Genomic DNA, 24,071 nt, shown 5'->3' on the forward strand with positions numbered 1-24,071 from the left:
AGGATAACGTTGGTCAACAGTATCCTTACAATGGTGCTGACCGATACAGCATTTATATTGAATAATTACGAATGATTATTTTCTTCCTGCAACCCACTGCATTCCCCAGTCATGAGCCTCGTCCAACGCCTGATGCCCATTATAGAACTGCACGATTCGTTCAATGCTGAATGTCTCATTGTTCACATTGCGTAACATCGCAATGCCACACATGCCGAGCGGACTCCCGTATTCATTCATTCGTACAATGATATCGGGACCGTCCTTCTGCTGAATGGTCACCACACCGTCTACTTGAGACCAGTTGGCCACACCACCATAAATATAGGTAAATACCAGAATGCGCTCAATTTCCGAGATGCGGGCACCATTAATCCGTAGATTCTCTCCCGTCTTAACCGATCCTGTCCGGTCATCCCCATCCAGAGCAATGTAAGGGAAACGGTTCAGTGAGCCAAACGTTTGTCCCAAAGCCTGAATCACGTCCCGTGTACCATCCTTCATCTCGAACAGGCAACCCAAGTCCAGATCCACACTCTTGCTACGACCAAATAACCCTTTGCTACCCTGTTGATTCCAGTTCAGGTTAATCAGGATTTCACCAAGTCCCCCCGCATTTTTCTTGAGGTTAATGGTGTCCCCCTTCTTCTTCAATTCAATTTTGCTGAAATTAATCGAATTCACAGGAGAAGGCGTCGGCTCGGGTGCGGGTACCGGGGGCGGTGGTGGAGTCGGTGCAGCTGTCGGAGGAACGGTTGAAGTCGTTGGCGCAGGAGCTGATCCACCCTCCACATCCACACCAAAGTTGGCACATAGTGCATTCAAGCCGCCTGCAAAACCCGACCCTATTGCATTGAACTTCCATTCTCCGTTATGGCGATACAATTCACCGATGACAATCGCGGTCTCCACTGTAAAACCGCTTCCCAGATCGTATCTCATCACTTCCTGACCTGTAGCTGCATTGGCAAACCGTAGAAAACCATGCTGAACCTGTCCAAAATGATGGCGTCGTTCTTCACCGTCATGAATCGTCAGGCTGAAGGCGATTTTCTCAATTCGAGCAGGAATTTTGTCAAGATCAATGGCGAACTGTTTCTTCTCGCCACCAACCTGCCCGCCATCCTTATACGTGATGAACGAGGTAGAGGGCTGGTTATAAAAGATAAAATCCTCATCTCCAGCCACTTTATTGTCTGAACCCAGAAGGAATGCTGATGTGTCCAGCTCCACACCCGAGGCTGCCTCCCAACCAATGCCTACGGTTAGACGGGACAAGCCCGGATTGGTTTTGGTCAGGTCACTCTTCTGGCCTTTCACGACAGAAATCGCCATAGCAGATTCACCTTTCTATGCCAAGTTATTGTGCATCCAGTCCGTAATTTTTGCATAAAGCAGATAGTCCACCTGTAAAGCCGCTGCCTACCGCCTGGAATTTCCAGTCCGCACCTGCACGGTAAAACTCACAGAACACCACAGCTGTTTCGGTAGAGTAGTCTTCTCCGAGGTCGAACCGAAGCACTTCCCGATCACTTGCAGCATCCACAACACGAACGAAAGCGTTGGAGACTTGTCCAAAATTCTGCCCTCGTCCATCTCCATCATAGATGGTTACGGTAATACCGATCCGGTGAATGTGCGCAGGGATTTTACTGAAATCCACGACAACTTGCTCATCATCACCGTCACCCTCACCCGTACGATTATCACCGGTATGTGTCACTGAACCCGCACCGCCGCTTGGATTGTTGTAAAAAACAAAGTCATCCGTACCTTTGGCTTTTCCATCTTCGTACAACAAAAAAGCCGAAGCGTCCAGGTCAAAATCGACTCCACCACTATATTTGTTCGTATCCCAACCCAAACCAACCACCACACGGGTAAGGCCCGGATTCGTTTTAGTCAGGTCAATACGTTGTCCTTTGGCAAGACTGATTGTCATTTGTTTTTCCACCCTTCCAAAGATATGTGATTAAATGAAAAGGAGAACCGTCCAGGAGACGGTTCTTCCCATCCTGTAAGTCGTTCTGTACGTCCTATTGCAAACCGTAATCGCGTGTCAATCCAACCAATCCATCCTGGTAACCACTACCGATGGCACTGAACTTCCACTCGCCGTTATGACGATACAATTCACCAACAACTACACCTGTTTCGATGGAGAAGTCTTCTCCCAGGTCGAAACGAATCAGTTCTTCGCTGTTTGCTTCGTTGACGATTCGCACATAAGCACGGGAGACTTGTCCGAAGTTCTGGCTACGTTCTGTAGCTTCGTAGATTGTAATGGAGAAAGCAATTTTCTCTACATTTGCGGGTACGTTAGGCAGGTCGATATTGATCTGCTCATCATCACCATCGCCATCTCCTGTACGGTTGTCACCGGTGTGAACAACAGAACCATTTTCATTTTGTGGATTGTTGAAGAAGATGAAGTTTTTCTCGCCTTCTACTTTACCGTTTGCATTGGCACAAAATACCGATACATCCAGGTCAAAGTCTTTTCCGCCATCATACTTATTGGTATCCCAGCCCAAGCCTACTGTGATTTTTGTCAAACCTGGGTTCGTTTTAGTCAGATCGATTTTTTGACCTTTAGAGAGATTAATTGCCATCGTATGATCATCCTCGCTTATTAAAATGTATTGTAGTTATCGTGACATATGAATATCAGGATTATTGTCGATTTAGGTTAAAATTTTGTACTTATGAGTACCTGCGAGCGAGTTCGTTGATATGTACCGCATGGGAACCCTCTCCGATTGCCGAGAATTTCCATTCGCCTCCATGACGATACAATTCACCACAGATCAACGCTGTTGAACCTGTGTAGTTATCGGATAGATTGAACTTCACCAATTCACTGGAATTCTTACCATCCAGAATACGAATATAAGCCTTCTCAATCATGCCAAAATCTTGCTTGCGATTGACACAATCGTAGATATTAACAACGATTAATACTTTATGAACATCAGCAGGAATACGGGACAGATCCATTTTGATCTGTTCGTCGTCACCGTCTCCCTGTCCTGTTAAATTGTCACCTGAATGGATAACCGAACGACATGCACTTTGCTTGTTGTGGAAGCAAACCAGGTTGGAGTCCTTCACCAACTTGCCTTCCTCATTCAACATGATCGCCGATGCATCACAATCGATATCCGCTTGTTTCTTTCTTCCGAAGAACCCTTTGGCAGTTACCGGGTCCCAACCGAGACCAGCAATCACCTCAGTAAGTCCTGCATTGCCTTTGGTTAAATCAATTTTCTGTCCTTTGACCAAATTAATGCTTGCCACTGATTTTCACCTCCCTTCACATGTAAAATATCTAACCAAACTTAGAGATTGAATTCTCCCGGGTTCAGTCCAAGTACATTGCAGATCTCGGCAACCACTCTTTTCTCCTGATCGTCAAAGTTGCCGTCAGCTGAACCAATCGCACTGCATACGCCCACAATAACGCGGCCTACATCCGGCTTGGATTTGAATTTCCCAATGGCTTTCAGCGCTTCCTGCTTCCCGATCTCCGGAGAGAACTCAAAGTTCGCCACGTAGTGATTGAAGCGTGTAATCACTTCGCCCATGTCGAATACTTTCAATTCCTGACTCAGTTTAATATAACCGGCCATCTTGTTCTTCTCGGCTTCGTCAATGGAACCATCCGCGAAAGCAACCAGTGCACAGCCCGCAACTACGGCGTCCATAAAATCTTTATTTTTAAACTTTTTGACTTGCTCTTCAAGTCCTTGTTTTGTTGAATTTAACCAGCTTTTAAATGAACTCATACTCAACCTCCAATAGTTTCAAACATGGTGTTCTTTACTTTTTTCATGGTTTTCAGTAATTTTCATCCCTACATCATGATTGAATATAAGTTAAATTATTCCTTAACTATACTCTGAAATACGGCAATATTCTACATTAAAAAACAATTAATACCTTATGATACGCGTCGTTTTGAATATGGTTTCAAGCGGATTTCAAAAAATTGCTCGACACCTCTTTTCTTATTTCCACTCACACACACAACACATAGAACCCTGACCACCGATCGTCTCGGCAGTCAAGGTTCTATGAAATACCTCAGCATATATATATTTCGTTCAACTCATTCAAATTTTATTCAATACTACTATTCCTTTCCGTAAATCTCCTCTACACGCTCTTCCTCATTCGTTGACAACAGAACATTAAGCAATCCCATCGCATTATTGGCATCGATCCTCGTCGTCTTATACATCTCGGCAAATGCCGCTTCATCCTGCTCCGGGTCCATCGCAGCAAGTTTGCCCCACGACGTGCGTGCTTTGTCGTATAACGTACTCAACGTGATGTCACGCGGATGCTGTGCAACAGGTGCCATGGATTCAAATTTCGCTGTGACCCTGAAGAAATCCTTGGAATCCTGGAACGATGTGCTGCTATAATCCTTATTTTTCATCGCGTCTTCGGTAATCAGCAGACCTTCACGGGCGATAAAGAGTGTTTTCACCATGGCACGCTCCAGATTGGTTGCTTCTTCCCAAGTTATATAAGATTCGTCAGGTGCTTGCACGGTTGTGAAAAAAGGAAAGGCATCATCAATCAACCGCTGCGAATCGGAATGAATCGGCACCCCTGCATTCATGTCCACAACGGCATCACTATAGTTGGCAACATTAATATTTTTGGAACCTTCCTCACTAACCCGACGCACCGGATGATCATTCAGAGGGATACGGATATAACCAAGCTTATCCGCATACTGCTGCTTTAACTCGTCCAGTGTAGAGTCCTTTCCAATCTTGCCTTCGTCAGTTGAAGAAGACTCTTCTGTAGCTGAACCTGTCTGCTCACTACCGTTCGAACCGGTTGCTGCGGTTTCTGTTACAGCAGCATTAGAGCTACTGGTCTCTGACGAAACAACTTCTGTACCGGAAGCAGACTCTGGCGATGATGACGTCTCTTTAGCAGCACCACCACAAGCTGTCAAAATCGCTGCCAAACCGAACATGACTGTGAATGTCTTTATCGTGTAATTCCATTTCATATTCATCGTATGATCTTCCCCTTATCGGTTGTATATTCCTGAGAACCATTAACCTCTACTCCAAGCCTTGAACACTCACTCACAGAAATATCCTTTCGGATAACATGCACTAATCACAATTAGACATGTTCTACATTGTATCATAAGTCAAAAAAGGGGTGTATACGACGATATACCTGTGTCTAAAGCCTTTTACTATTCCTGTATTAACTACCACTGCAACACAAAAACACTGCCGCCCTTAAGGACAACAGTGTTCGTGAAGCGTAATTATTTGATACCTTTAGCCTTCTCCATATGCTCTGACCGAATCTGAGGATCGGTGGAATTGACCGATGATAACAGAGCGTAGATCGCCTGAATATCCTTCTCTTGAAATACGGTTTCGGGAACCTCTGTCTCAAGTCGTTCCGTCTTACGCTGAATGGTCTCTACCAATTCGTGATCGTAGATGATCAGTTCATCCGAATTCACATACCTCACAGCAGGATCAACACTGATGCGGCAACGGTTGGTGAAGGTCACCATGGAGACGAGACGTACTCTTTTGTAATCTCCGAGGTGCGCATGGATGGCTTCCACATGCGCACGATGCTGCATGAGCGGATTATACATTTTGACCCGGCTGCTGCTGACCGACCAATTGGCCTCTCTTCGTCCGCCGCGGATCTCACCTGTCGTCAGATTCCGGGTTTCGATCACAAAGATTGCCCGCGGACCGATCACGACATGATCAATCTGCGAATAACCGGAGCGTGACTTCGGATTGGTAACCAGTAAGTCGTTCAGCACTTTATATTCACTTGGAAGACCAATCAGCTGATCTGCTGTACTAGGCTCCTCCGGCTGACGTGTCCAATCCCCTTCCGCCTTTTTCTTGCGCTTACTGCGGACCATACGCGGAGGAATGGTTGTTGTCGATGGTAACGCTGAAGCGGAGGCTGTAATCTGGCTCGCAAGCTCTGGCTGTGTCTTGAACAGAGACAGGATTTTCTTGAACATGGGCAAGCTCCGTTCTATTGTAGTGTGGGTTACGGGTGACCATTACAGGAGGAATAACATCCTTTGACACATTCATTATGTAAACTTCTATTACTTATGTCGGATAAAGAGGGGGAAAAATAAAGGGAAAACGATCAAAATGTCTCCAATACGCAAAGTACATATGAATATTTAACCAATTCCGTGACTTTAGACGCATAAACAAGCCACAAAATTAAAAAAACAGCGCAACCTTTCCTGAATAGAAAAAGAATACGCTGCTGTTCTCTTGGTTGTTAAGCCTGAAGATAATAGGTGTAGAGCACCTGTGTACCCTTCTCTTCCAGACCATTATTCGCTATTTCCTGATAAAGGGATTCGGCCAGCGCCAGCCCAGGCGTTTTCATGCCCATCGCTTTTGCAGACTCCAGTGCAATTCCCATGTCTTTGATAAAATGTTTCACATAGAATCCAGGCTCATAGTCGCCTGCGATCATGCGCGGACCGAGATTGCTGAGCGACCAGCTTCCGGCTGCACCGGTAGCAATGCTCTTCAGCACGGTCTCCGCGTCCAGACCAGACGTCTTGGCATAAGCGAGTGCTTCGCATACGCCCATCATGCCAGAGGCAATGGCAATCTGGTTGCACATTTTGGTATGCTGCCCGGCTCCCGCCTTGCCTTGCAGCACTATGTTGCTCCCCATCTGCTCAAACAGTGGACGTACGGCTTCAAAGGCCTCCGAGCTACCTCCAACCATAATGGATAGCTTCGCGTTCTGTGCTCCGATATCGCCGCCCGACACAGGCGCGTCCAGTGCATGCAGTCCTTTGGCTTCCGCAGCTTCAAAGATTCGTGCAGCCAGTAACGGACTTGAGGTCGTCATATCAATCAGATATGAACCCGGTTTGGCATTGGCTACGAGACCATCCTCACCGAGATAAATCTCCTCTACATCTTTCGGATACCCCACCATTGTGATGATGACATCACACGCGGCAGCCAGTTTGCCTGGTGTGTCATGCCATACGGCACCTTCTTTCACCAACGCTTCCGCTTTGGCAGCAGTTCGCGTGTACACATGCAGCGGATATCCCGCTTGCTGGATGTGCCCAGCCATGCTTTTACCCATCACGCCTGTACCAATAAAGCCAACTTTCGTCTCTCCAGGTGCCTTCGTCGTATTTGTCACCGTAGGTTTCCTCCCTATTTCTCTATACTTCGCTCAGAAGTTTTCTTCGACATTGCTATATCTGTATGTTAAAGCTTTCTGGCTGGCTCGTCCATCTCGTTTGCCGCTTTCTGTGAAAAAATATGAAAAAGGAATCAACTTCCTGTATGCTGTACAACCTAACGGAAACTTCCTTCATTGGAAAGGAGGATTCGCATGAGTCGTGAAAAAGGTCAAATCACCATTTGGTTGTCCTTTTCCATCATTTTATTAAGTGCCGGACTGGTCTGCCATGTCTTGTCCATCCCAGCAATTCTCGAAGCTGCGGGCAGAGATGGATGGTTATCTGTTGTCGCAGCCGCTCCCTTGTTCATGTTGTTTCTATGTATGATGTACATCATTATTCGACGGGTACGTGGACAGCGATTAACAGATTGGATCACGCGAGAATTCGGAGCCATTCCTTCCTGGATCTTCCGGATCTCCGCTTCCATCTTGCTGTTCACGCTTGGCACGCATACGTTATATGAGACAACCAACTGGACAGTCTCCACGTATCTTCAATTCACACCTCCTTATGTTCTGGCCGGTGGCGGAGCGCTGGTTGCTGCCTGGGCGGCGGCCAAGGGCATACGATCCATCGCGATGACTTCCAGTCTGTTGCTGCCCTTTGTGATACTGCTTGGTTACTTTGTGATGTCCGCCAATATGAAATACAAAGACTACAGCCTATTGTTTCCGATTATGGAGAACGGCATGGGTCCCGTGTGGCGGGGCATGATTTATTCCCTTGCCGGGCTTATGGAAATCTGGATTCTCATGCTGTTCCAACATGAAGTCAAAGGCAAAATTCGTTGGTGGTATGTTCTGATCCTAGGTATTTTCATGCTCAGTATGGCAATCGGTCCCACGATCGGAGCCATTGTGGAATTCGGTCCTGAAGAAGCAGCGAAGCAACGGAACAGTCCCTATGAGCAATGGAAACTTGTGAATATCGGAAAGCTGCTGCAACACGTTGATTTTTTGTCCATCTATCAGTGGCTTAGTGGTTCCTTCGCAAGGGTTGCTATATCCATGTATCTCATTGTGGATCTGCTGAATTTCCGCCGACCGAAGAAACGATATATCGCCATTCTTACCATTACCGTCATTATGAGCTTCATGGCGATGCAATGGTGGCGCATTGATTACGTCGACTATTATGTGGACCATATTCAGTTCCCGGTCATGCTCGCTTATGTCTCCGTCGTTACGGTGATATTAACGATTGCTGCATTAATCCATAAAAAAGACAAGGAGGCTCCCGATCATGCCGATCTCAACCCAGCCCAAAAATAATCGTGAAGTTGAACCGTTCCGAATGAACGAGCATAACTTGAATACCTTTTTTGCCGGATCTGACGATGTTATCATCAATAGTCATATGATCGGAGAACCTCCGATGCAACTCATTATGACCTATTGCAGCGGTATGGTGGACAGTGAAGCGATCTACGATATTATTCTCCCGGAACTCAAACGAACATATGAAAATACACACTTTATCCGTACATCCGACATTGAAAAGTGCATCAGTCTGGATTGGACACGAATGAATCTGCAAGATCCGGCATTTGGAACTGAACTGATGTCTCTCCGTGTTTTTGAAGGCCAAATGTTGATCTGTATTCCTTCCCTGCAAACCATGTGGAGTATTGATATATCTAATATCCCTACTCGAACACCGGAGGAATCGACCACCGAAGTTTCGATCCGCGGGGCAAGAGACGGGTTCATTGAACCCCTTGCCGTCAATGTTGCCCTGATACGTACACGTCTGCGTACGAACCAGCTGGCCTGTAATATCGAACTGATCGGTACACGTTCTGCAACCAAGGTGGCATTGATGTATATCAAGAATATCGCCAATCCGGAGCTGATCGAAGACGTCCAGGATCGGTTGCGCAAGATTGAGACCGAACGCATCTTGACCGCCAATGAACTGGAAGAGTTGCTGTCGCCTTCGAAGATTACTTTATTTCCCGTTACCCATTATACGGGTAGGCCTGACTTTGCTGCGGAATGTCTCCTGAACGGACGTTTTATCCTCATTGTGGACGGCAATCCCAGCGCCATTATTGGGCCGGTCAATCTGTTTCTTTTGCTCAAATCACCGGAGGATGCCAGCTTTCCCTTCTTGCCTGTGAACGTAGGACGGATGCTGCGCTTTCTTGGTCTGATGATCACCGTGTTCCTGCCTGGCTTTTATATTGCGCTGACCTCATTTCATATGGACCAGATCCCCTTCCCTCTGGTTGCAACAATATCCGTTGGACGGATGGGGTTGCCGATGGAATCGGGAGTGGAGATGTTTCTCATTATGCTACTGATGGAGTTGTTCCGAGAGGCGGGGGTACGTTTGCCTAGTGCCATCGGCCAGACACTGACTGTCGTCGGAGGTCTGATTATCGGGGATTCCGCCATCCGGGCCGGTATGGTCTCCCCACTCATGATCGTTATTATCGCAGTCACGGTCGTAGCTGGAGCAACCATTGTGAATCAGGTCATGACCAGCTCTGTGCTGATTCTGCGCTTCCTTTGTTTTGTCCTGGGGGCTTCCCTCGGTATCTATGGGTTCATCCTGTCGTTGATTCTGTTCCTCATCTACCTGACGGATCTCAAATCATTTGGCATTCCGTATCTGACGCCGTTAACACCACTTCATTTCAAACAAGCGATAGCATCATTATTCAAACTGCCAAAAGGGCTGGGTAAACGCAGACCCGTCTATCTTGAGACCCAAGAACCGCGCAAGAAAGGAAATGGACGATGAGACGCTTGTTGCAGCGATGTTTGCTGGGTCTGTTAAGCCTATTGATGTGCGTGATGACGAGTGGATGCTGGAGTGCCTTTGAGATCCAACAGGTAGACTACGCCAAAGCATTTGGCATTGATTATAAGGACGGCATGTATCACCTGTATGTACAAACGCTGGATTTTGCCAGTGTCGCCAAAAGTGAAAGTTCAGCCAAAAGTGCCGATACGCCGCCTGTATGGGTCGGTCATGCAGATGGGAAGACATTAAGTCTGGCGCTAAACGAACTGTTCCGTACGGCTCAATTGCACATGGCCTGGGGGCATGTGACCGCCATCGTTATGGCAGAAGGAGTGCTCACCAGTAAACATATCAAAGAAGTGTTCGACATGCTGGGACGGTTTCCAGAATCCCGTTATACAACATGGGTATATGGAACACGAGAGCCTCTGGAAAAAATCCTGAGTGCAACGTCCATATACAATATGTCGCCACTGGATAGCATTCTTCATAACCCGCTCCCCACTTATATGGAAGAATCGTTGTACCCACCCGTGCTCAGCTTCCAGCTCATTGCAACGCATAATGATCCGGCTACCACGACGTATCTGCCGAGTATTGCATTGAACAATACTCAATGGTCTGAGAACCAAAAGAAACATGATCTATTTCTGGTCGAGGGGGCCTTTTTTGAAAGGACGGGGGTTAACTTTGAGTTCCTGCCACGCAGTCAGCTTCCCGGTTATCACTGGCTAATCAAGGACATGCGACGTGCTCCCCTACTTGTCCAGAAGGACGGAACGATCTATGGGGCACTCAGTGTAGGATTGCCGAAGATCAAAATTAAGCCTGTCATTCAAGGTGAAGAGGTCAAGTTCAACATTGACGCCCAATACCTAACCGCGTTGTACGAATATCTGGTGCCAACCTCTTATGAAGAAATGATTCAGATTAGTGAAGTGAAGTTGCGGGAGCAGATCATGCAGACCTATCGTCACGGCCTTGAGCGTGGTGTGGATATTTACGGACTTCAGGAGAAGCTGTATCGCAAAAATCCGAAACTCTGGCGTAAGTTATCCAACAATGGCAGCAAGATGATGCTTACCGAAGACTCGATCCAGGATCTGAAAATTCATCTCACTATCCCGTATACAGGGAAATATAAAAGGAAAGTGTAGCAAGAACGCAAAACACCCCTATGCCCGTATGAAGCGACGGATAAGGGGTGTTTGTGCATGTGGATGTCGTTCGTTTGCAGTTCGGATCATACGGATCTATGACTGCGAAGTTTCCATTCCATCAGCCAGCCTATCCATATGGAGAAAGACAGACCGAACAGCAGGATCGGAATATTGTAAAACAAGGTGTTCGTGTACTGATTCAGCCAGCCAAAACGGTACACTGCGGAATCCGGATCATTCGTATATCCGTTGAGTTGCATGCGTAAGTCATTGATGATGTGTAACTCCCAAGCGACAGACAACACACACAGTAGGAAAGCAACCAGGGGTATTGAGGCATGCATCTTCCCTCCCCAGCGCTGACGCTGATCGTACAACCACCATTTGGACAAAGTGGTCGTCCAGATACATAGAATGAGAAAGGTCAGAAGAGATGGAAATAACACTAAAAGCCCTAGATTACCGTTACCAGACACCCCTCTGCCGGGTTCATGCTGAAAGGTTAACCCCCGTACGGCACCAATCATGAGTACATTCCAGATGAGGAAGATGAAGTATGGCTTGTTGATCCTTTTTAGGCGATTCATATGTTACCTCCTAATCCTTGTTACGGCCACCTATTCTAAATTGACTTTCACTTCTTATAATAATTCATTACCCGCAACCGAGTAGTCAGGATTAAGGTCTGAGGAATAAGAACGAAAACAATGTACATAAGTACAATTAACCATAGATGTGCGGCAAAATTCTCCGCACCGAATGATGGTTTCGGGCGCTCGATAAGATACCACCAGCACGGAATGGCAATAAACCATGTCAGTCCCGTTGAGAGGAACATGTCTTTTACATCGCTCCATAGAAAGCAGAACAAAGCGACAAACAAAATTGGACCCGTCCATGAATCTAATATCGGTCTCCAACTTTGGAAGACAAAGATAATAGCAGGATACAGAAGATTGATGGTCCAGCGCCATATGTTATTAGAATAAAGATTCATAAATCTTCTCACCTCATCACATAACGTTGCTATTGTACGTGAAAATACAGAAAATAAGCATGATTTTGGATATAATTGCTCATACTACCTTCAGGAAATTATCGAAGGAGTGACAGTATGAGGTTAAAAAGGTTCATCGCCATTGGAGCTGTGTTAACTTGCTCAACTCTGTTATGGGGATGTGGTAATGGCACTGCGAATAATGCTTCTCAGCAGCAGAATGACACCGTTCGGTCGGAGAGCTGGAGCGACCCCAAACGACTGGAAGCTTCACACCTTGAGGCGCTTGAGCGTATGGAGAAAGACCATATTCACCGGATGGTCTCGCTTAGCGCAAGTACAGATGGAGACAAAGTGATGACCACACTTGAACGATCGAGCCAAAAGCTGGAGGAAATGCGACCACTCGCCGAAATGCTTCAGCATGAAGGCCATCCCGCATTATTACAGCAAATTCAGGAGATGTCCCGTGATATCCAAGGTTCCAAATCCGTCATTGCTGAGATGAAAAATCTGCCTCAGGACGGTAAAATTAAGATCCAGTCCGAGAATTCCGATTCCTTGCATCACATCAGCAGCTTCCGCGATTACCACCAGTATATTCAGGGACAAGTGCAATCTTTAGACGGTAAATCTACGCAAATGTCCCACTAACTCTAAAGATAGTTCAGAGAATCGTTAAAGTCGGGATGCTAAAATCCGATGGTTAACGGTTCTTTTTTATTAACTTCATATTGTTATCCCTCTACTACAGCTTCATTCCACCCACAACGATACCCAGATGAACATGCTAAATAACAAGACTGGGGCAAGTGCTCCTGTGGCTAGTATGATCCAAAGTGTCGCGGGCTTGATCTTATGGCAGTATGCATCGACTTTGCGCATCCGGTCTTTGCGCCACTTGGCAAACCTGAGCCGTCTGATCATCCGATTGAGAACGATTTGCCGCTGCTCGGCCTCTTCGAATTCATCGATCGCACGCCGCAATTCCTCGTATAATTGAGCCTCTTCCTGCCCAGCCACTGTAGGTGTAATCATCTGATCCTTCCTCCCATGAGCACATTATTGAGATACTGCCTCTCACCTATTCGAACCATCATTTTCGAACCATCATTAATACGCCTGTATTCCATGTCACTACCTTCCTCACTAAACCACTACTTAAATAACATATTACAGACCTTCAAGGTTTGAAGTTTTTTCAAAAAAATGGACAACCCAAAAAGCCCGGACATAGCCCGGACTTCGTAGAATCATGCTAGAACTATTTAACTGAGTGTTATTTAGCTCGCGTTAGGGATCAATGCATTCAAGCATACTGCACCTTGTGCACGCACATTAACGACAATAATCGGCGTGTCCAACATGTCGTGCATCCAGGACATATACTCTTCTACTTTTTCGTTCGGAAGGATCGTCAGAATAACCCCTGCGAATCCACCACCATGAATACGACAAGCGCCGTCACCCAGGTTTTGCAGATAATTCTCGGTCAGTGCCAACGCGATGCCAATCTCCTGTTCCTTCACAGCACCACTCTGATATACATTCTGCAGCCACTTCCATGACGAGTTACCGGACGCTGTAATCAGTTTCAAGAAATCAGCAAACCGTCCATCACGCAACGCCTGAACCTGACCATCGACACGATTGTTTTCCTCCAGGAAATGAAGCGCACGCAGTACGGCGCGATCCCCAGCTGCTTCACGAACCTTCTTGAGGTTAGCATAGATTGCGTCAGCTGTAATTTCTCGAACATACTCACTGCCCAGTGCCTGAGCAACCGCTCTCATCTCATAAGGTACAGCAGCGTAATCTTCCGTCAGATCAGCGTGGTTACCACCTGTATTTACAATGACCAATGAGTAGCCATTTTGTTGGAAATCCCACTGAACAGGCTCGATGACTGGCTGTGCAGGATTTTCAAAATCAATAGCAATGAGTCCCCCGTACGCACAAGCCATCTGATCCAACAGACCGGAAGGTTTGTTCCAATAGTGGTTCTCCGCATACTGACCGATTTTCGCCAAGGTTACAACATCCAGTGCACCGTCATTATAGAAGTGATTCAAAATCGTACAGATCAGCATCTCAAATGACGCCGAAGAACTCACCCCAGATGCCGAGAACACGTTACTGGAGAGATACGCCTGAAAGCCGCCAACCTTATATCCAAATTCTCCAAATCCCGCAGCCATACCGCGAATCAATGCTGTTGTGCCATCGTCTTCCGTATTTGGCGTGAGGTTCGTGAGATCGATTACATATTTCTTGTCATAGCCTTCTGAGTAAAACGTAATAACCGACTCCGCAGTTGGTGCGGCCACTGCAATCGTATCCAGCGTAATGCTTCCCGCCAGCACTTTACCATGGTTATGATCCGTGTGATTGCCGCCAATCTCACTTCGTCCTGCCGCGCTGAACAACTTGCTTCCCTCTTGCGCACCAAAGTACTCTTCGAACGTTGCGTTCAGCTTCGTGTAACGTGCAGTCTGTTCCTCTACTTGTGATTGTCCATACATTTGGGCAAGCAACGCTTGGCCCTCCGTGGATTGGATCAGATTCAATGGTTGTGTCGTCATTAATAATCCTCCTATGGATGTGCAGCTTTTATTTTTTGGCTGTTGGTGAATATGGTTGTCGCATCTGTTTCATGTCTTACTCCTCTCCCATTATCTCAGCTTCACAGCGGAAAAGGTAGGGTAGATTTGAAAGTTTGTAAGCGTTTTGTGAAGTTATTTGTTGTAAAAATAGGATTGAAAACCATTTTGCAATAACTTAAATTAGGTTTAAGTGAAAACACATTATTTTCCAGACTCAAAGTTACTATGCTTTACATCTTATTGGTGGAGGAAACGATGAAAATCAAATCGAATTATACCAAGTTATTTGGTGCATTTTCGCTTACATTCTTAGGTGATGGACTTACACTGGCTGCGGTTCCTTGGCTCATATCAACCCTTACAAGCGATACGCTGTATGCCTCCGTCACCATGACGGCACTTCGTTTACCCTGGCTTCTCTTCAGTCTACCTGTAGGTGTCCTCATCGACCGTTACTCACGCAAACATATGCTGATTGGCGCAGGCTTTACTCGAATGTTCCTTCTACTTGCTCTGACATTGTGCATCTGGGGAGGATGGGTGAGCATTCCGATTCTGGCTCTGTTCATGTTTGGTATCGGCCTGAGCCGAGTTGTATTCGACAGTACAGTGCAGACGGTCATCCCACAACTTGTAGATGAAAGTAAATTGGAAAAAGCGAATGGGCAGTTCACCGCCGGACAGTTAATCACAAGTGATGTTCTGGGCGTTGCTCTGGGAGGGTTCATTATAACCCTGCATATTGTTTTTCCTTTTGCCATAGACGCCGTAACGGCTGTTATTGCTCTGCTCTTTTTAATTAGTTTGAAGGGAAAATTCTATCCAGGGGATACGGAAATAACCAGGAAGGAAGTTCGCCCGATGAAGAATTGGAAACGCGAGATGTGGTCCGGTATTCAGTATGTCTATCATGATCGTTTTCTCCGCGGACTAGCCATTCTATCTGTTACCATTACGCTGATGTATTCGATCATTTTGGCTACTCAGATCTTTTTTGTACGCGATGTGCTTCAGTTGGATGCTTTTGCATTCGGTATTCTCATCTCCATTGCAACCATCGGCAGCATTGTAGGAAGTCAGGCTGTTGCTTATATGCGCAAGAAATGGAGTACAAAACAATTGATTATTTCCTCCATTTTGTGCATGGGAATCATCTACGGTGTGGTGGCTCTAACTACAAATGCGTATATGGTAGGCGGACTGTACTTCTGTGCTGCATTTTTCATTATTGTTTACAATGTTACCCGTTCCTCCATCCTGCAACGTTCCGTTCCTAATGAGATGCTCGGCAGGGTTGGAAGTGTGTTTCGCTTTTTGTCCTTTGGCATTAGTGCCATTGGTACACTTCTTGGCGGATTATTGGTGCGGGTTAGTGAGACGATATTTGATCGCTTATTCTCGCTGCAACTCCCTTATCTCTTGTTAAGCCTGATCTATATCCTTTCTGCTCTGATATTCGCAATGAAGATGAAGAATCATTCAGAGAGCCAGCAGCGTAACATCAACGCTTGACTGTAACGTTAGGTCATACTTGATAATGATCTCAAGCTTACATGAAGGAGAGATTAAGGATGAAGATTACCGCTTTACGTTCAGATCAAATCTATGAGGAGATCATCCAGGCTGCATCCAATGAGAAATTGGAGTTATACCGCGATCTTATGATGAGTCCATTCATGAACAAATGGAACATTCAAAAGATCCCGTTTCGATCTCAAGAGCCTCACGGCTTCGACGTGATCATGATGAATAACTTGTTGAATATCGCTCCCGCAGATATCACGACCGAGATTAACGAATCGTTAGCAGCGATCTCGTCGGAAGCATTTTGGCAACAGTGTCATGAAGCTGTTCGTAGGAGTCTATTGACCTTTACAGATCATGGGATTGAGCTATCGGTCTCCGAATATCTATACACGATTTTATTAGGCGACAAGAATAGCCCTTCACTCACCATGAACGAAGGCATCAGCGGAGATGGTGGAATACCGGGTTATATTATTGCGAACCTGATTCCCAATGGGTATACTCTACCTCGTATGCAATCCGTGTTAGCACATGAATGCAATCATAATGTGAGATATCAATATATCCAGTGGAATCCACAGATTACGCTTGGCGAGATGGTGGTTAGCGAGGGGTTGGCTGAGAGCTTTGCGACATCCCTGTATGGAGAAGAATTGCTAGGCCCCTGGGTAGCCAAAACGGATATGAAGATATTGAATAACGTTATTAAGTCGAAAATGAAAGACCAGCTGCATGTCACCGGTTTTGACCAGATTAATCCGTATCTATACGGCGATGAACTTGCCATCATGCAAAACTTCACGCCCGTAGGTATGCCCTATGCGGCTGGCTATGCCTGCGGTTATCACTTAATTCAATATTATCTGAACAAAACAGGTACACCGATTACCGAAGCTACCATTACTCCGGCAAGTGTTATCCTTGCGGAAACAAAGGACTTTTGGAATGAAGACACCCTATTTCACCGTTAAAGATATTATTCAGATTACCGGCATCACCAAACGCGCATTACATTATTACGATAAAACGGATCTCTTGAAACCAAGCAAAGTCGAGGACAACGGCTATCGGTATTACGATCAAGAGGCACTGGGGAATCTGCAGATGATTCTCTTGTTCAAAGAAATGAATTTCTCATTGAAAGACATTGCAGCCATGATGCAACTTTCGAAAGAAGAACAGAAAGATATCCTGAGAGAGCACCGGAGTACACTCGTTCAACGCAAACAAAAGCTCGAAACCATCATCGACCAGTTGGACGAGTATGTAGATGGAACGGATCTCTCTCATCTTCATCTGTTTGATGATTCTTCCATTCTGTCTATTCAAGAGCAATATGAATCCGAGGCGAAGTTGGTATATGGAGATACCGAGAAATATCAGGAATTCGAAGCTAATGTAAGCGTTCTGTCTGTGGAAGAACAAGAAAAAGCCTACCAGCAGTTCTCGGTCAACATGGAGCAGGTATTTCGGGAATTGGGAAAACATCAGAATCTGTCTCCTGCTTCTGTTGAGGTGCAAGCGTTAGTGGATGAATGGAAGAGTTGTCTGGAGCAGTTTATGGTCTGTGATGCTGAGATTTTGAGATGTATTGCGGAAGCCTATACGACGGATCGTCGGTATGCAGGTTATTTCGATCAGTTTGGTGATGAGGATTTTTTGAGGTTTTTGTATGAGGCGATTATGATTTTTGTGGAGGGTGGGGAGAGACCTTTGAAACCCACTTCCTAGAAACAGACTGGTTTCAAAGGTCTTGAGCTTTATAAAATATTCATTTACAGCCTCCCATTTATTAAATCGTCGACACTTGCGCGGATATCGAAACATTGCCATCATTCACCACCACATCATTGAAGAAAGGTACAAAGAATGGAACGGGCACATACGTTATGCCCTTCTGGTTCTGGACAGGCCTGATGCTGTCGATCTCCTTGAGCATATCATATGCAGGTTCAATCAACTATCTATGCGATCTAAACCAAAGACATCACAAACAGCGGTTCTCTACCGACCCTAGAAGGTCAAAGAACCGCTGCCTGCATAATTATTGCTGTTTAATCATTCATTTATACATGAATTTATACATGAATTTATACATGATTTTATTCTAATTATAGGTTTTGGAGATATACATTGTAGGCTCCTATAGTACATAGATCATCCCAACTTCTTCCGTCCCCTTCAGTTCGTAAATACACCCACGAGGATCCACCTGTACGATAATTATTAACCTTTGCATTGACAATCGTTTGTTTAGATACTAAGCCTACTTTACCCTGGGAACGAACCTCAAGGTTATAATCTTTAAACTGAGCAAACACATCCCCACTAATAAGCGATGTAATAGCATTTGCTACAACTGTAGAGCCGAGTGCCGTTATTATAGCCAAAACTACTGCAGTACCGGTTAAGATACTAGCCAGTGCTCCGACGATAATAGATACAGAAGTACCCACACTAAAATTTAACGTATAAGTATCGCCATATCTAGTTGTGAAGTCACCATACAAATATCCATACTGCCCAATACCAGAATTATATGCAGATCTTAAGAGATTTTGAGATTGAGCAGACTGAATGGATTGTTCATTTTCATTTATACTATTACTCTCAGTTGATTTAATGGTTACATGATCTTCAATTTTGTATTCCTCTACAACTACTCCATTTTTTAATTGCTTAATCGTTCCAGTTCTTTTATCAGTTATGGCTCTGTCTAGCTCAACTCCATTTTGTGTAGCGATTACAGTTACTGTATCTTTCTCCTCTGTTACGTCATAAATTATCGGAGACTCTCCGTTTTCTGGATTTAATTGAAATGTACTTACTTCTGATCCGTCACTTAATAAAGTTTGATTTTCTAAAGTGAAATTTTGTATATCATTCACTTCAGTACCAGAATCTTTTGCGCTACTTGTACCGACAAAAATCAAATTAAAAATAAGAACAAGGGGAAGTGCTGCTGTAATAAACTTTACTATTCTTTTCATGAGTCCTCCTACTTATAACTAGATAGTTTTGCGTAATTTCAAGTTACAAACCATAGACAAACTAACGGTCCAATTGTTAAACATGCTGTGATAAAGCAAATTTGCAGTCCTACGATACGTTCTTCAAGTTTTTGTTTGGAGAAAAACATCCATAAAGAAAGAAAACAAGCTGCTAACGGAAGAGATATAATTCCTGTGAACGTATCTGGCTGAATGATATTATTGATAATCGACTTACCAACAATAATCAATACGATTAATTCAAGAAAGGATAATAGAACAAATATAGTTGCAATTTTTTTCTTCATCATGAGGGCCTTCTTTCTAGATGTGATTGCTGACACGAATCTTTTGTAATTACACTCAACTCCTCAATTGGGATTTGTTTACTATTAAAGCCTAACACACAAAATTTAGTGTGTTAACACGATATTCAAAATTCATTATAATTAAGCCATATGTCTTAGGTATTATTTCATATTTCGACAAATTACTCACTTTTATTGCCTATGTACTCCAACCTACTGAACAAATATAATAAGCGTCATGAAATACCTACACAATCAATTTTAACTTCAGCTCGGATGTTTCTTTTTATGCCAGCTGTGTCCCATGCGTCCATATAGAAATTCCAACTATTTTTACCGAATCTGTTATCGTATTCTACATAACCAGTTAAAGCTAATGTTTTATTGTTACCTGTGAAAAATTTCTTTGAGACCGAAAAGACTGATACGTCCCCTTTATTTTGAATATATGTTATATTATTGTTTAAAGCTGAGTTTTCTTTTAAATATTGTGTATCTTCGTCAGAAAATGGTTCGTTCACTTCATACTTATCTAATATATTTTGTATTGACCTCTTAAAAATTATTATGAAAGGGGTTTCAACAATGCACATTGTGTGGAATAATATACTTATTCTCGTTGTTAGCCTTCTTATCTTAGCTGGACTAGTTTCTGGCACAATCTACTTTTTTACAAAAAATAGGTCTAAATAGTTCACCTCCTTATGACGATACCACTTCCGTATATTGTATATTATTAAATAAATTATAACAAAACCCTCTTTTAACATTAATAATATCTAATCTTTTTTAAGTTGATATATTTGTTGTTCGATCTCTCTGCAATTATTAGACAGTTCCCCTATTCGAATAATATAAGTGAACTACAAAAAGTTAATTTCAAGTAAGCAAAAAGCGTACCATTGGAATAGTGGTATGCTTTTTGCTTTTTCTTCTTGGTAAATTTTTATTTGCCAAGTAAAATTTCAGATTGACTGACTGTATAAGAGCTTCTTCTCTACTTCCCTGTCCCCCGCTCAAAATACGCATGCAAACGATACTGACAAATCTCCTTTGTCCAACGATACAGTAGCGCCTTTTCCTCCGTATCCTGCACTTTTACATTCAGCGAGAACATGCCATCCTCGAAACGGGTCATACTACCCTTCGCCCCGCTCCACATAGACATTGGCATGTCGATTATCAGTTTTTCAATCCGTGTGGCCGTCTTCTCATTCCATTCCCAGATCGCAAGTTTGCCTTTGTCCGAAAAGTCCTTCCGTTTCCGGTACTCCTTCTCCGTCAGGTACGTATGGAAAAACCTTGCCATCTCCCCCGGTGTGATCGGGTCCATCCAGTGCGCTTCGCCTCGCTCCAACATGTACAGCAGTACGATCATCTTGTAGCTTTTTTTTCATGACCGTCTTCTCCACATCACGCAGCCACGCCTCATGCCGGACGTACACCTCTCCCTCTGCCTGAGACAGCAGCTCCGCCCAATAGAGAAATCCAACATAGGAGCCAAATTCGTTCCGGTACACGATACTCTTCGAACGTCCCATCAGATGCAGCTCCAGATACGTCGGAATATGCCCCAGCTCTCGTTTCACATCCAGAAAATCCTGATGTAAATTCTCGCGGCGCGGTAACCGTTTGCGGCTCAGCTCCTGAAGCAGATTCACCACTCGGGTCTCCAGATGAATCCCACAGTTGTCTGGAACTTCCGGCACAGCCGAATCCCGGTCTTTCGTGGTTCCCTCCAACTCCCCGCGCACATCCAGCATGCTCAGCTTCACATCCGCATTCCGGTAGTTCCCGATCAGGTCGATGATGACACAATGTGATTTGCCTTCCGCCAGCCGTAGGCCGCGCCCTACCTGCTGGGTGAACACGGTGAGTGACTCCGTTGGACGCACAAAGAGAAGCGTGTCTACACGCGGTATATCCGTTCCTTCATTGAACAGATCCACCGTCAACACAACCTCCAGTTCACCCGCATCAAGCTGGCGAATGGCTTCCTCCCGCGACATCTCCGATGTTCGCGAATGCAGACTAAGCACCTTCACTCCCTGACTGCGAAAATACGCAGCCAAATAGTCCGCCTGCAGGATCGATGAGCAAAATCCAATCGTTCTCGTCTGCTTGTGCCGCAGCCAGGCTTCATAAATGGTCTCCACATGCTCCTCTTGCAACTGAACAGCCATGAGCTGTTCTTCATCATACTTCGTGCCGATCCAACGAATCTGCGAATAATCCGTATCGTCGAATAATCCGTAATATTGAAATGGCGCCAGCCAACCTCGCCGGATCGCTTCAATAAAATGCATCTGGTAAGCCACATTCCCATCACAGAGCGCATACACATCCTTGCCATCCAGTCGATCCGGAGTTGCCGTAATGCCCAACAGAAACCTTGGTTGAAAATGCTCAATCACCGACATATACGTCTTCGCCGCCGCATGATGGAATTCGTCCACCACGATCAGATCAAATGCATCCATCGCAAAACCATCCCGGTGCTTCTGCATACTCAGCGTAAAGATTGAAGCATACACACAATCTGCCGCCCCATCCTTATACTGCCCGTTATAGATGCCATGACTGCGCTCCGGCATGATCCGCTGAAAAGACTTCTTCGCCTGGAACAAAATCTCTTCCCGGTGGGCCACAAACAACACCCGCTTGAACCGCTGCGCGAAGAAGCCCGCCAGATATGTTTTACCAAGCCCGGTCGCCATGACGACCATCGCTTTCTCGTACTGTTCCTCCATCGTGCCATGGAGTGCTTCAAGCGCATCCAACTGCGCCAAACGCGGCTGGATCGGCACAAGCGAAAGTTCGGCGGCTTCTTCCTCTTTGTCCTCAGGTAGACCTGTGCCAAATTCCGCTTCTTCCATCTCCGTGATCCGCTGGATCATCTCCGGGTTCTTCTGGTGATACTTGCGGTACTCTTCCTCATACAGCTCAATTGAATCCGGGTTCACCGGTAAGGTTGTCTCGTGGTAGAAGCTCTGCATGAATTTATCCAAAGCCGACTGGAACGTATACGGCTCCGCTTCAGCATTCATCGCCAGATTCCATTCATATCCCGTCCTCAGCGCAGTGAACGAAAAGTTCGATGAACCGACGATCAGCAGTCCTTCTCCGTTGTCATGATCGAACAGATACGCTTTCGGGTGAAAAGAAGTGCCCATACTTCGCCACAGCCGCGCTTCAATTCGTGGATCGACCTCACACAATGCCCGCAAGCCCTCCGGCTGCGTGATATACAGATAATCTCCCGCGAGCATCCGCACCTCGGCCCCACGCTCTGCTGCCCGTTTCAAATGCGGAGCAAGCAGTTTCACACCAGACTGCATAATAAAGGACGTCATAATATAAATCCCGGATGCATGCTGCATCCGGGCAATCAGTTCGTCTGCCAAGTTATCTGTAATGAGTTTAACGTTAAGCTTCGTCGACATCGATCAGATACACCCGTTCCTGAAATCCACCGCGCGCCTCGGCTTTGTCTGCTCGAAGCTTATCCAGCTGCGCCACATTCGCTCCATGCACCTCCGCCAGCGCCCGGATGACCTCCAGCATGTCGGCTAGTTCTTCTAGCGCTTCCTGATCGCTTCCTGCACTCATGTATTCTTCAGACTCTTCTTGCAGCTTTGTTCTTAGTTCTTGCTTATATTCCTCCGGGTCCAGAATACGTGTACGGCATTCCTTGCCACTGGACGTGATAATATGTGGAATCTTGTCGCGTACCAATTTGTTGTATGTAGGCATGTGGTATAACATCCTTTCTGCTGTGAGAGCCTTCAAGTCTCGCGCCAGGATCTCCCTTTTTGCCATTATACCATTTGCTATGGGGAGGGATGGGTTGATTTAATAGAAAATAATCAACAAACACACCAATGGGCACAACGTCAACGATGCCGCTGTCAAACTGATCTGTCCCGCGACTCGTCCTCCGGTAAACTCTTGCCGTGAAAAGAACATCCATATTGAGAGGTACGTAGTACATAGTGGGAATGAAATTATCCCGCTAAACGTACTCGGTTCCATATACCCATGCATCATACTTTTGCCGATTAGGATTAAAGTAACCAATTCCAATATAGATAATATAAAAAACACGATAGCAATTACTCTTTTCAAAATGTACACCTACTTTCCAGATGCAAAGCAAAGAGCATCCTATGTAATCTCTGCATCATATCCTTTATTTGGATGATGTCATCTTGTAAGCGTAACACAGATAAATCAAACATTTAACCTAAATGATCAATTGCATCCAGCTTCTCGGTCCCAATGTTATACACATCCGGGTCCAGCGCCGAAATCTCTTGTCTGGTGATTGTGTTGATAAGCTGTTCATATATGCCTTGTTTCATGAATGTACCTCGTGTGGGTGTAGGATGTTTGTAGATAACGTATTGTAAATCTCTATATATCCCTATTTACTACCGCGATAGTATAGAATCCTTCCTTATTCAATTTTCTAGATAAATTCCGATAAATATAA

General features: G+C 45.2%; 24 protein-coding genes and 1 pseudogene. 7 read left to right on the forward strand and 18 right to left on the reverse strand.

Annotated elements, in window-relative coordinates; translation table 11 throughout:
- Nucleotides 1-75: 75 nt before the first annotated feature.
- The 8 genes from PAHA3_RS25290 to PAHA3_RS25325 form a co-directional block, all read right to left on the reverse strand.
- Nucleotides 76-1,335 (reverse strand): TerD family protein, encoded by a 1,260-nt coding sequence (locus tag PAHA3_RS25290; protein WP_062837431.1) that lies wholly within the window; start codon nt 1,333-1,335, stop codon nt 76-78.
- A gap of 25 nt (nt 1,336-1,360) precedes the next feature.
- Nucleotides 1,361-1,942, reverse strand: coding sequence for a TerD family protein (locus PAHA3_RS25295; RefSeq protein ID WP_036606267.1), 582 nt, complete (start codon nt 1,940-1,942; stop codon nt 1,361-1,363).
- A gap of 94 nt (nt 1,943-2,036) precedes the next feature.
- Complete coding sequence (locus PAHA3_RS25300; RefSeq protein ID WP_062837432.1) at nt 2,037-2,612, reverse strand: TerD family protein; 576 nt, start codon at nt 2,610-2,612, stop codon at nt 2,037-2,039.
- A gap of 91 nt (nt 2,613-2,703) precedes the next feature.
- Nucleotides 2,704-3,297 carry a TerD family protein gene (locus tag PAHA3_RS25305; RefSeq protein WP_062837433.1) on the reverse strand — a complete coding sequence of 198 codons (594 nt, stop codon included), beginning with the start codon at nt 3,295-3,297 and terminating at the stop codon, nt 2,704-2,706.
- Nucleotides 3,298-3,338: 41 nt separating this feature from the next.
- Nucleotides 3,339-3,785, reverse strand: a complete 447-nt coding sequence (locus tag PAHA3_RS25310) for a tellurite resistance TerB family protein (protein ID WP_062837434.1) — start codon at nt 3,783-3,785, stop codon at nt 3,339-3,341.
- A 347-nt stretch (nt 3,786-4,132) separates the two neighbouring features.
- Nucleotides 4,133-5,035 carry a hypothetical protein gene (locus PAHA3_RS25315; protein WP_062837435.1) on the reverse strand — a complete coding sequence of 301 codons (903 nt, stop codon included), beginning with the start codon at nt 5,033-5,035 and terminating at the stop codon, nt 4,133-4,135.
- Between the two features lie 264 nt (nt 5,036-5,299).
- On the reverse strand, nt 5,300-6,031 hold the full coding sequence (locus PAHA3_RS25320) for a nuclease-related domain-containing protein (protein WP_062837436.1): 732 nt from the start codon (nt 6,029-6,031) through the stop codon (nt 5,300-5,302).
- A gap of 275 nt (nt 6,032-6,306) precedes the next feature.
- Nucleotides 6,307-7,200, reverse strand: a complete 894-nt coding sequence (locus PAHA3_RS25325; protein ID WP_082763001.1) for an NAD(P)-dependent oxidoreductase — start codon at nt 7,198-7,200, stop codon at nt 6,307-6,309.
- Between the two features lie 195 nt (nt 7,201-7,395).
- Between PAHA3_RS25325 and PAHA3_RS25330 the strand changes: the two genes are divergently transcribed.
- From PAHA3_RS25330 to PAHA3_RS25340, 3 genes are read left to right on the forward strand one after another with little or no spacing between them, the layout of a single operon-like run.
- Nucleotides 7,396-8,517 carry a GerAB/ArcD/ProY family transporter gene (locus PAHA3_RS25330; RefSeq protein ID WP_062837437.1) on the forward strand — a complete coding sequence of 374 codons (1,122 nt, stop codon included), beginning with the start codon at nt 7,396-7,398 and terminating at the stop codon, nt 8,515-8,517.
- On the forward strand, nt 8,489-9,991 hold the full coding sequence (locus tag PAHA3_RS25335) for a spore germination protein (protein ID WP_062837438.1): 1,503 nt from the start codon (nt 8,489-8,491) through the stop codon (nt 9,989-9,991). The genes PAHA3_RS25330 and PAHA3_RS25335 overlap by 29 nt, the downstream gene beginning before the upstream one ends.
- Nucleotides 9,988-11,151 carry a Ger(x)C family spore germination protein gene (locus tag PAHA3_RS25340; protein WP_062837439.1) on the forward strand — a complete coding sequence of 388 codons (1,164 nt, stop codon included), beginning with the start codon at nt 9,988-9,990 and terminating at the stop codon, nt 11,149-11,151. Before PAHA3_RS25335 ends, PAHA3_RS25340 begins: the two co-directional genes overlap by 4 nt.
- Nucleotides 11,152-11,237: 86 nt before the next feature.
- Here the strand turns inward: PAHA3_RS25340 and PAHA3_RS25345 are convergent, their stop codons facing one another.
- The gene (locus PAHA3_RS25345; RefSeq protein WP_062837440.1) at nt 11,238-11,741 is read right to left on the reverse strand and encodes a hypothetical protein; all 504 of its coding nucleotides are present in this window, start codon (nt 11,739-11,741) and stop codon (nt 11,238-11,240) included.
- 527 nt (nt 11,742-12,268) lie between these two features.
- Here PAHA3_RS25345 and PAHA3_RS25355 point away from each other — a divergent pair.
- On the forward strand, nt 12,269-12,805 hold the full coding sequence (locus PAHA3_RS25355) for a hypothetical protein (RefSeq protein ID WP_062837442.1): 537 nt from the start codon (nt 12,269-12,271) through the stop codon (nt 12,803-12,805).
- 102 nt (nt 12,806-12,907) lie between these two features.
- Here the strand turns inward: PAHA3_RS25355 and PAHA3_RS25360 are convergent, their stop codons facing one another.
- Both PAHA3_RS25360 and PAHA3_RS25365 read right to left on the reverse strand, forming a co-directional pair.
- Nucleotides 12,908-13,189, reverse strand: coding sequence for a hypothetical protein (locus PAHA3_RS25360; protein WP_062837443.1), 282 nt, complete (start codon nt 13,187-13,189; stop codon nt 12,908-12,910).
- A gap of 245 nt (nt 13,190-13,434) precedes the next feature.
- Nucleotides 13,435-14,733 carry a galactokinase gene (locus PAHA3_RS25365; protein WP_062837444.1) on the reverse strand — a complete coding sequence of 433 codons (1,299 nt, stop codon included), beginning with the start codon at nt 14,731-14,733 and terminating at the stop codon, nt 13,435-13,437.
- A 276-nt stretch (nt 14,734-15,009) separates the two neighbouring features.
- On the opposite strand from PAHA3_RS25365, the gene PAHA3_RS25370 reads away from it, so the two are divergent.
- The 3 genes from PAHA3_RS25370 to PAHA3_RS25380 are packed head-to-tail and all read left to right on the forward strand — an operon-like array spanning nt 15,010 to nt 18,012.
- Nucleotides 15,010-16,266, forward strand: a complete 1,257-nt coding sequence (locus PAHA3_RS25370; RefSeq protein ID WP_062837445.1) for an MFS transporter — start codon at nt 15,010-15,012, stop codon at nt 16,264-16,266.
- A 59-nt stretch (nt 16,267-16,325) separates the two neighbouring features.
- Nucleotides 16,326-17,252, forward strand: a complete 927-nt coding sequence (locus PAHA3_RS25375; RefSeq protein ID WP_062837446.1) for a DUF2268 domain-containing protein — start codon at nt 16,326-16,328, stop codon at nt 17,250-17,252.
- Nucleotides 17,227-18,012 (forward strand): MerR family transcriptional regulator, encoded by a 786-nt coding sequence (locus PAHA3_RS25380; RefSeq protein ID WP_062837447.1) that lies wholly within the window; start codon nt 17,227-17,229, stop codon nt 18,010-18,012. Before PAHA3_RS25375 ends, PAHA3_RS25380 begins: the two co-directional genes overlap by 26 nt.
- A 61-nt stretch (nt 18,013-18,073) precedes the next feature.
- Here the strand turns inward: PAHA3_RS25380 and PAHA3_RS30660 are convergent, their stop codons facing one another.
- From PAHA3_RS30660 to PAHA3_RS31120, 7 genes and pseudogenes are all read right to left on the reverse strand, one after another.
- Nucleotides 18,074-18,241: a hypothetical protein gene (locus PAHA3_RS30660; protein WP_167350949.1), complete on the reverse strand. Its 168-nt coding sequence runs from the start codon at nt 18,239-18,241 to the stop codon at nt 18,074-18,076.
- Nucleotides 18,242-18,392: 151 nt separating this feature from the next.
- Entirely contained in the window at nt 18,393-19,271 is an 879-nt protein-coding gene (locus PAHA3_RS25385; RefSeq protein WP_062837448.1) for a hypothetical protein, read from the reverse strand.
- A 38-nt stretch (nt 19,272-19,309) separates the two neighbouring features.
- Nucleotides 19,310-19,579 (reverse strand): hypothetical protein, encoded by a 270-nt coding sequence (locus tag PAHA3_RS25390; RefSeq protein ID WP_062837449.1) that lies wholly within the window; start codon nt 19,577-19,579, stop codon nt 19,310-19,312.
- Nucleotides 19,580-19,815: 236 nt separating this feature from the next.
- On the reverse strand, nt 19,816-20,238 hold the full coding sequence (locus tag PAHA3_RS25395) for a hypothetical protein (protein WP_153028304.1): 423 nt from the start codon (nt 20,236-20,238) through the stop codon (nt 19,816-19,818).
- A gap of 338 nt (nt 20,239-20,576) precedes the next feature.
- A pseudogene (locus PAHA3_RS25400) lies at nt 20,577-23,022 on the reverse strand (DEAD/DEAH box helicase family protein).
- On the reverse strand, nt 23,006-23,332 hold the full coding sequence (locus PAHA3_RS25405; RefSeq protein WP_062837451.1) for a nucleoside triphosphate pyrophosphohydrolase: 327 nt from the start codon (nt 23,330-23,332) through the stop codon (nt 23,006-23,008). Before PAHA3_RS25405 ends, PAHA3_RS25400 begins: the two are co-directional and overlap by 17 nt.
- 485 nt (nt 23,333-23,817) lie before the next feature.
- Nucleotides 23,818-23,940, reverse strand: coding sequence for a hypothetical protein (locus PAHA3_RS31120; RefSeq protein ID WP_260986464.1), 123 nt, complete (start codon nt 23,938-23,940; stop codon nt 23,818-23,820).
- Nucleotides 23,941-24,071 lie beyond the last annotated feature (131 nt).

This window comes from Paenibacillus amylolyticus (assembly GCF_001570725.1).
Lineage (GTDB): Bacteria > Bacillota > Bacilli > Paenibacillales > Paenibacillaceae > Paenibacillus > Paenibacillus amylolyticus_A.